Raw genomic sequence first — 8489 nt, 5'->3', positions numbered from 1 at the left:
GCCGTCGGTACAGCCGGCCGAGTTGTGGCAGGAATCGGGCCGCTGGGAGAAGTACGGTCCCGAGCTGCTGCGCTTCAAGGACCGCAAGCAGGCCGACTTCGTGATGGGCCCGACGCACGAGGAAGTCGTCACCGACATCGCACGCAACCAGATCAAAAGCTACCGTCAGCTGCCGGTGAACTTCTACCAGGTGCAGACGAAGTTCCGCGACGAAATCCGTCCGCGCTTCGGCGTGATGCGCGGTCGCGAGTTCATCATGAAAGATGCTTACTCGTTCGACAAGGACATTGAAGGTCTGCGCGAGTCGTATCGCAAGATGTACGACGCGTACGTGCGGATCTTCACCCGTCTCGGTCTGGACTTCCGCGCGGTCGCGGCCGACAACGGCTCGATCGGCGGCAGCGGCTCGCATGAGTTTCATGTGATCGCCGAGACCGGGGAAGACGACATCGCATATTGCCCCACCTCGGATTTCGCCGCCAACGTCGAAGCCGCCCAAGCGCTGCCGCTGATTGCACAGCGCGCGGCGCCCGCAGAACAGATGAAGAAGACCGCGACGCCCGGCAAGGCGAAGTGTGAGGCGGTCGCCGAACTGCTGGGGATCCCGCTCGAACGCACGATCAAGTCGGTCGTGCTTGCCACGGAGAACGAAGGCGCGCCGGCGACCATCTGGCTGCTGATGCTGCGCGGCGATCATGATCTGAACGAGATCAAGGCGGCCAAGCTTGCGGGCCTCGGTAATTTCCGCATGGCGACCGAGGCCGAGATCATCGAAACCTTCGGCACGCCGCCTGGCTACCTTGGACCGATCAACACAAAGAAGCCGGTCAACGTGATTGCGGACAGCACGGTCGCGAACATGAGCGACTTCGTGGTCGGCGCGAATGAAGTCGACTATCACATCACCGGTGTGAACTGGGGGCGCGACCTGCCGGAGCCCGTCGTCGCCGACATCCGCAACGTCAGGAAGGGCGATCCGTCGCCCGACGGCAAGGGCGTAATCGATATCTGCCGTGGCATCGAAGTGGGCCACGTGTTCCAGCTCGGCACGAAGTACTCCGAGGCGATGAACGCAACCTGCCTCGACGAAACCGGCAAGCCGCGCCCGATGGAAATGGGTTGTTACGGCATTGGCATCACGCGGATTCTCGGCGCCGCGATCGAACAGAACTTCGACGACAGGGGCATCATCTGGCCGGAGTCGATCGCGCCGTTCGAGGTCGTGCTGTGCCCGATGGGCTATGACCGCAGCGATGCGGTTCGCGAGCAGGCCGACAAGCTGTACGCGCAGCTCGTCGCGGCGGGCATCGATGTGATCCTCGACGATCGCGGCGAGCGTCCCGGCGTGATGTTCGCCGACTGGGAGCTGATTGGCGTGCCGCATCGTCTGGTGATCGGTGATCGCGGTCTGAAGGAAGGCAAGCTCGAATACCAGGGCCGCCGCGATGCCGAAGCGACGCTGCTGCCGGTAGAGGACGCCGCCACGACCGTGATCGGCAAAGTGCGCGCGGCGCTCGCGCGCTAAACGGGGCGGGCGTGGAGTACACCTTCCTGTCCGCGACCGTGCTGCTGGTTCTGATTACCGATCCGCTCGGCAACATACCGCTTTTCATCAGCTGCCTGCGCGGCGTGGCGCCCGAGCGTCGCACGGTCGTCATCCTGCGCGAGGTTGCCATCGCGTTTGCGATCCTGCTGGTGTTCATGGTGCTTGGTCAGGGCTTTCTGCGCATCATGAGCCTGTCGGACCAGTCGCTGCGGATCGGTGGCGGGATCGTGCTGTTTCTGATCGCGTTGCGGATGGTCTTTCCGCATCCGGACGGTCCGTTCGGCGGCGACGCGCGTGGCGGCGAGCCACTGATCGTACCGCTCGCAATTCCCGCGCTCGCGGGCCCGTCGGCGCTCGCGACGGTGATGCTGCTGAGCTCGCAGGCGCCCGGCAAGACCTTCGAGTGGATCGGCGCGCTGACCGTCACGATGATCGTCTGCGCCATCGTGCTGATGTTGGCCGAGCGTATTCAGGCGTGGCTCGGCGAGCGCACGATGGCGGCCTTCGAGCGGCTGATGGGCCTCGTGCTCGTGGCGATTTCAGTCGAGATGATCCTCGGCGGCATCCGTTCTTTCGTGCATAAGCTTTGATCGGGCAACCGGCGGCCAGCACCAGCGTGTCGCCGACGCAGCCATGAAAAAAGCGGCCACGCAGGCCGCTTTTTTTACGCCGGTACAGAGATGGACAAGAAGGCAAGGAGAACCGGGAACCGGCACGGCACGCCGCAGCGGCATTCAGCACCGTGCATGCGCTGCGCCGCTTACAAGCTGGTCATGCTCCGCCTACGCCGTCCATGCCCATCACGCCCCGTCAGTCAACGCGCGAATAGTCGGCAGGTTACGCCAATACCCTTTCGCATCCATCCCGCAGCCGAACACATAACGGTCAGGCACTTCGAAGCCGCAGTAATCGGGCCGCAGCGGCTTCACTTGCGCAATGCTCTTCTCGCACAGCACCGCGGACAGGAAACGCTTCGCGCCCATCGCCAGGATGCGGTCGCGGATCGCGGCCATCGTTTCACCCTCGTCGAGGATGTCGTCGAGCACGAGCACGACGCGATCCTTGACCGACTCGGCCGGCGCGACGCGCCACTGCATCTCTTTGCTGCCTTGCGTGGTATTGCGGTAGCGCGTCAGATGGATGTAGTCGAATTCGAGCGGGAAATCGAGGTGCGGCAGCAACATGCCGGTGAATACCGCGGCGCCGCCCATCACCGACAGCACGAGCGGGAAGTCCTCGCTCATCTCGTCGCGGATGGCGACCGCCATGCGGGCTATCGACGCATTGACGTCCAGCGCCGATACGATCTCTTCGGAATGTTGAAAAATGTGGAGGGCTTCTTCGCGGTTCATGACGTCTGACGGGCGATAACTGTATACGTAGTGTGAGTGGGCGCGTCCCGAAGGACCTTGCTGTAACAGGCGGCACGCGGTACAGAATAAACCCGCGCGAGTCGGAAGTCAGCCGCGCCGCAGAGCGCCGGCCGCGCGCGCCGTCCCGTCAAGCTTAGCGCATGCCGGGCATCATGCCCTTCATGCCGCGCATCATCTTCTGCAGATTGCCGCCCTTGAGCTTTTTCATCATCGTGCGCATCTGCTCGTACTGGTTCAGCATCCGGTTGACCTCCTGCACCTGCACGCCCGCACCCGCGGCGATGCGGCGCTTGCGGGTCGCCTTGATGAGTTCGGGCTTGGCCCGCTCGGTCGGCGTCATCGAATTGATGATGCCTTCCATGCGGCGCATCTGCTTTTCGGCCTGGCTCATGTCGGCACCGGCCGCGGCCTGCTGGAACTGCGCTGGCAGCTTGTCCATCAGCGACGACAGGCCGCCCATGCCCTTCATTTGTGTCAGTTGCGCGCGGAAATCGTTGAGATCGAAGTCGCCGCCTTTCTTGACCTTGTCGGCGAGCTTCTGCGCGGCCTGTACGTCGACGCCGCGCTGTGCTTCCTCGACGAGCGCGAGGATGTCGCCCATGCCGAGGATCCGGCTCGCCATGCGGTCCGGGTGGAACACCTCGAGACCATCGAGCTTTTCGGCGACACCGACGAACTTGACCGGCTTGCCCGTCACGTGACGCACCGACAGCGCCGCCCCACCGCGTGAATCGCCATCGAGCTTGGTGAGCACGACGCCGGTGAGCGGCAACGCGTCGCTGAACGCCTTCGCGGTGTTGACCGCGTCCTGGCCGAGCATCGCATCGACGACGAAGAGCGTTTCCGCCGGCTTCAGCTCGGCGTGCAGCGCGGCGATTTCCTGCATCATCGCTTCGTCGATACCGAGGCGGCCGGCGGTGTCGACGAGCAGCACATCGTGGTAGTGGCGCTTGGCCCAGTCGAGCGCGGCGCGCGCGATGTCGACCGGCTTCTGGTTCGGCTCGGAGGGGAAGAAGTCCGCGCCGACCTGCTCGGTCACCGTTTTGAGCTGTGCGATAGCGGCAGGACGATAGACGTCGCACGAAACCGTCAGCACCTTCTTCTTGTATTTCTCGCGCAGGAGCTTCGCGAGCTTGCCGACCGTGGTCGTTTTACCAGCGCCCTGCAGGCCGGCCATCAGGATGACCGCGGGCGGCGTGACCGCGAGATTGAGTTCGGATGCCTTGCCTTCATAATCGCCGCCGATCACGGCCGTCAGCTCGCGCTGCACGACGCCGACGAGCGCCTGACCCGGCGACAGGCTGCTGATCACTTCCTCGCCGAGCGCCTTCTCCTTGACCTTCGCGATGAACTCGCGCACGACGGGCAGCGCCACGTCGGCCTCGAGCAGTGCGAGACGCACTTCGCGCAGCATTTCCTGGGTGTTGGCCTCGGTGAGCCGGGCTTCGCCGCGCAGCGTCTTGACGACGCGCGCCATCCGTTGAGTCAGATTGTCGAGCATGGGAGCGATGAGCGGTGCGGCCCGGGCAGCGCGCGAAGTACCGAAGTACAAGACGTCGCGGGGTAAGGGCCTAGTGTAAACTTCGAACATGGATATTGTACTGTATGCCCTCACCGCGCTTCTCTACGGCGGCCTTGCCGTGGCCGGCTGGCGCTCCCACCGGCACGCTGCCGTGCGTCCGATGCTCGAGAGCGTGCCGCCAATGCCGGCCACCGGCGCGCCGGGCGCTGGCCTTTCCGCGGCATCCGGCATGAGCGCGCCGGGACGCGCGCTGCTGTTCGTGACGCTGCTCGCGCATGGCGTGCTGCTGCACGCCACGATCTTCCCTCAGAACGCGATGGTGTTCGGCTTCGCGTTCGCGCTGTCGGCCATGTTCTGGCTTGGCGCCGGCATCTACTGGATAGAGAGTTTTTTCTTCCCGCTCGACGGCTTGCGGCTGCTGGTGTTGCCGCTCGCGTGCGTCGCGTCGCTGCTGCCGCTCGCGTTCAACGGCGTGCGGGTGCTGCCGTACGCGGCGGCGCCGATGTTCAAGCTGCACTTCCTGATTGCGAATATCGCGTACGGTCTGTTCGCGATCGCGGCGCTGCACGCGGTGCTGATGCTGGCGGTCGAGCGGCGTTTGCATTCGATGCGCGGCGGCCTCGCGCAACGCCATGCGGCGGCGGCCGGCAATGGCTGGTGGTCGAGCTGGCTCGATACGCTGCCGCCGCTGCTCACGCTGGAGAAACTGCTGTTCCGCCTGATCGGCGCCGGCTTCGTGCTGCTCACGCTGACGCTCGTCTCCGGCATCCTGTTTAGCGAGCAACTGATCGACCGTGCGTTGAGGCTCGATCACAAGACCGTGTTCGCGATTCTCTCGTGGGTGATGTTCGGCGCGTTGCTGACGGCGCGCAAGGTATCCGGCTGGCGCGGCCGTGCAGCATTGCGCTGGGTGCTGGCCTCGTTCGTCGCGCTATTGCTCGCGTACGTCGGCAGCCGTTTTGTTTTCGAGGTGCTGTTGCACCGGCCTGTGGTATGAGCGTGTCTCCATGCGACAAATCTTTTTGCTGATCCTGCTGTTTATCGTCGGCCAATGGCTGGTGAAGGCGCTGCGCCGCCACGATGCGCAAACCGCGCGGCGCACGGGTTCCGGCGCGGCGGACGCGCACGGTGCGAACGGCCGCGCGCATGGATCGAACGGACAGCCTCAGCTTGCGGAACCGATGATCCGCTGCGTCGAGTGCGGCGTGCATGCGCCGAAGAGCGACTCGGTCAGCTTGGCGGGCCAGGCGTTCTGCTGCGCCGCGCACGCGCAGCGCCACGGCGCCCGTCCGTCGGGCCGCGACGCCCGATGAGCGAAGCGTTCACCGTCGACCCCGCTGGCTGGGTTCCGGCCGCACGCAAGCTACCGTCGCCGAACTTCGAGGCACGACCGCCAGGCACGGTGCCGACGCTGATCGTCGTGCACAACATCAGCCTGCCGCCGAACCAGTTCGGCGGCACAGCGATTGCCGAGCTGTTCCAGAACACGCTCGACTGCGACACCCATCCGTACTACGACGCCCATCTGCGCGGCGTACGCGTGTCCGCGCATTTCGTGATTCTTCGCGACGGCGCGCTCGAACAGTTCGTATCGTGCAATCAGCGCGCGTGGCACGCGGGGCCGTCGAATTTTTTCGGCCGCGAGCGTTGCAATGATTTCTCGATCGGCATCGAGCTCGAAGGCAGCGACACCACTGCCTTCGAAGCCGCTCAATACCGCACGCTCGCCGCGCTCGTGCGTGCACTGAACGCACGCTATCCGATCGACGCGCTCGCCGGTCACGCCGACATCGCGCCTCTTCGCAAGACCGATCCCGGTCCATATTTCGAGTGGTCGAGGCTGCAACGCGAGACTTCGCTCGACGCTCGGTATTTCCCCTATCTCAAGTTTTCCGATACGCGGTAATCGCCGTTCGCGCGAGCTCGCGTGAAGTCGGCAGAACGAGGCGTGGCCTGGCTCTGCCGGGAGCGCGCATGCCCGCCGCGGCAGTCAAAAGTCAATACACCAACGGCAAATAAAAGCGTTTGACCTGTCTCGAATCTCCACTATACTTGGTGCCACAAACACGGTTTCGCACTACATCTTGTGTTGCCTGTGCATAACCGTGTGAATAACCGAGTGTATAAGTCCGCGGCGCCCCGCTCCCCGAGTACGGCGCCGCAAGCATTCCAGGCAACTGAAAAAATCTTGGAGCACGGCCGGTAGGGGATCTCCGGCGGCATCCAGAAGCGTTCAGGAAAGGACCAGCCAGTGATCGCGACGTACGTGATGAAGACCGACATCAAATCGAACGAGGCTTCGTCGCAGTCGCATCCCGCCAGCCGGCTCAGCCGGCCTTCCCACACCTTATCGCTCGCGCTCACGGCGGCGCGGCGTTCGATTTAATCCGCGGCACTCGCCGCCATTTCCAAAGACCAGGAGCTTTGCACATGCAAACCACCGACAACGTGACGACCCGGTACGAGGGCTCACCGACTGGCCACGCGTTCGGCCAGACCGAGGGCGCGCAGTCGCTCTCGCCGCAAGCGAACTACGCCGACTACAAGGTGATCCGCCGCAATGGCAGCGTGGTGTCGTTCGAGCCGTCGAAAATCGCGATCGCCGTGACCAAGGCGTTCCTCGCCGTCAACGGTGGTCAGGGCGCGGCGTCGGCGCGGGTGCGCGAACTGGTCGAGCAACTCACGCAGAGCGTAGTCCGCGCGCTGGTGCGCAGCCGCCCGAACGGCGGCACGTTCCATATCGAAGACATCCAGGATCAGGTCGAACTCGCGCTGATGCGCGGCGGTGAACACAACGTCGCGCGTGCGTACGTGCTGTACCGCGAGAAGCGCAACCAGGCGCGCGCGCACGACGAGCATGCGGAGGGCGCCAGCACGCCGGGCGTGAACGTGACCGACAACGGCATCAGTCGTCCGCTGGATATGGCGGCGCTGCGCGGCATCATCGAGTCCGCGTGCGCGAACCTCGGCGACGCGGTGAGCGCGGAACCGATCGTCGCCGAGACGGTGAAGAATCTGTACGACGGCGTGCCGATGAGCCAAGTGTACGACTCGGCCATTCTCGCGGCCCGCACGATGATCGAAAAAGACCCGGCTTACAGCCAGGCCACCGCGCGCATCCTGCTGCACACAATCCGCCGCGAGATCCTCGAAGAAGAAGTCACGCAAGCCGAAATGGGCGAGCGCTACGCCGAATACTTCCCGCAGTTCATCAAGCGCGGCGTGCAAGCGGAACTGCTCGACGACAAGCTGCTGCAGTTCGACCTCAAGCGTCTTGGCGCCGCGCTCGACGCGAACCGCGACCTGCAGTTCGGCTACCTCGGTCTGCAGACGCTGTACGACCGCTACTTCCTGCATCACGACAACGTCCGTATCGAAATGCCCCAGGCATTCTTTATGCGTGTCGCGATGGGCCTGTCGCTCAACGAGATCGACCGCGAAGCGCGCGCGATCGAGTTCTACAACGTGCTGTCCAGCTTCGACTTCATGAGCTCGACGCCGACGCTGTTCAACTCGGGCACGCGCCGCTCGCAGCTGTCGTCGTGCTACCTGACCACGGTCGACGACGATCTCGACGGCATCTACGAAGCGCTGAAGGAAAACGCGCTGCTGTCGAAGTTCGCCGGCGGCCTCGGCAACGACTGGACCCGCGTGCGCGCGCTCGGCTCGCACATCAAGGGCACCAACGGCAAGTCGCAGGGCGTGGTGCCGTTCCTGAAGGTCGTCAACGACACGGCGGTCGCCGTGAACCAGGGCGGCAAGCGCAAGGGCGCGGTGTGCGCGTACCTCGAATCGTGGCACCTCGACATCGAGGAGTTCCTCGAGTTGCGCAAGAACACCGGCGACGACCGCCGCCGCACGCACGACATGAACACCGCGAACTGGATTCCCGACCTGTTCATGAAGCGGGTGATGGAAGGCGGCGACTGGACGCTGTTCTCGCCGTCCACCTGTCCGGACCTGCACGACAAGTTCGGCGCCGAGTTCGAAGCGGCTTACACGGCTTACGAAGACAAGGTCGCGCGCGGCGAGATCAAGCTGTTCAAGA

General features: G+C 64.3%; 8 protein-coding genes. 6 read left to right on the top strand and 2 right to left on the bottom strand.

The genetic code is table 11. The features are described 5' to 3' along the window. Together VGH68_RS13290 and VGH68_RS13285 are read left to right on the top strand one after the other, a co-directional pair. Positions 1-1525 (top strand): proline--tRNA ligase (locus VGH68_RS13290; RefSeq protein ID WP_331604089.1); only part of this gene is annotated, 1525 nt, incomplete at its 5' end. An 11-nt stretch (positions 1526-1536) separates the two neighbouring features. Beyond that, the gene (locus VGH68_RS13285; RefSeq protein ID WP_331604088.1) at positions 1537-2136 is read left to right on the top strand and encodes a MarC family protein; all 600 of its coding nucleotides are present in this window, start codon (positions 1537-1539) and stop codon (positions 2134-2136) included. 210 nt (positions 2137-2346) lie between these two features. On the opposite strand, the gene VGH68_RS13280 is transcribed toward VGH68_RS13285, so the two are convergent. Next, positions 2347-2898, bottom strand: a complete 552-nt coding sequence (locus tag VGH68_RS13280) for a hypoxanthine-guanine phosphoribosyltransferase (protein ID WP_331604087.1) — start codon at positions 2896-2898, stop codon at positions 2347-2349. Between the two features lie 154 nt (positions 2899-3052). Next, positions 3053-4420, bottom strand: a complete 1368-nt coding sequence (ffh, locus tag VGH68_RS13275) for a signal recognition particle protein (protein WP_331604086.1) — start codon at positions 4418-4420, stop codon at positions 3053-3055. Positions 4421-4508: 88 nt separating this feature from the next. On the opposite strand from ffh, the gene VGH68_RS13270 reads away from it, so the two are divergent. The 4 genes from VGH68_RS13270 to VGH68_RS13255 form a co-directional block, all read left to right on the top strand. Continuing rightward, positions 4509-5438: a cytochrome C assembly family protein gene (locus tag VGH68_RS13270; RefSeq protein WP_331604085.1), complete on the top strand. Its 930-nt coding sequence runs from the start codon at positions 4509-4511 to the stop codon at positions 5436-5438. Between the two features lie 10 nt (positions 5439-5448). Continuing rightward, positions 5449-5754, top strand: coding sequence for a PP0621 family protein (locus VGH68_RS13265; protein WP_331604084.1), 306 nt, complete (start codon positions 5449-5451; stop codon positions 5752-5754). Beyond that, a complete protein-coding gene (ampD, locus tag VGH68_RS13260) occupies positions 5751-6347 on the top strand; it encodes a 1,6-anhydro-N-acetylmuramyl-L-alanine amidase AmpD (protein ID WP_331604083.1) in 597 nt (198 codons plus the stop codon). Before VGH68_RS13265 ends, ampD begins: the two co-directional genes overlap by 4 nt. Positions 6348-6871: 524 nt before the next feature. Next, positions 6872-8489, top strand: a 1618-nt coding sequence (locus tag VGH68_RS13255) for a ribonucleotide reductase N-terminal alpha domain-containing protein (RefSeq protein WP_331604082.1), incomplete at its 3' end; no start/stop codon positions are given.

It is taken from the genome of Paraburkholderia sp. (genome assembly GCF_036488505.1).
Lineage (GTDB): Bacteria > Pseudomonadota > Gammaproteobacteria > Burkholderiales > Burkholderiaceae > Paraburkholderia.
Note: the sequence above shows the minus strand (reverse complement) of the source record. Positions and strands in the feature narration are given on the sequence as shown.

Bases quoted from the DNA above. Each gene is read 5' to 3' on its own strand.
- VGH68_RS13280 (WP_331604087.1), bottom strand. From the start codon at position 2,898: ATGAACCGCGAAGAAGCCCTCCACATTTTTCAACATTCCGAAGAGATC.
- ffh (WP_331604086.1), bottom strand. From the start codon at position 4,420: ATGCTCGACAATCTGACTCAACGGATGGCGCGCGTCGTCAAGACGCTG.
- VGH68_RS13270 (WP_331604085.1), top strand. From the start codon at position 4,509: ATGGATATTGTACTGTATGCCCTCACCGCGCTTCTCTACGGCGGCCTT.
- VGH68_RS13265 (WP_331604084.1), top strand. From the start codon at position 5,449: ATGCGACAAATCTTTTTGCTGATCCTGCTGTTTATCGTCGGCCAATGG.
- ampD (WP_331604083.1), top strand. From the start codon at position 5,751: ATGAGCGAAGCGTTCACCGTCGACCCCGCTGGCTGGGTTCCGGCCGCA.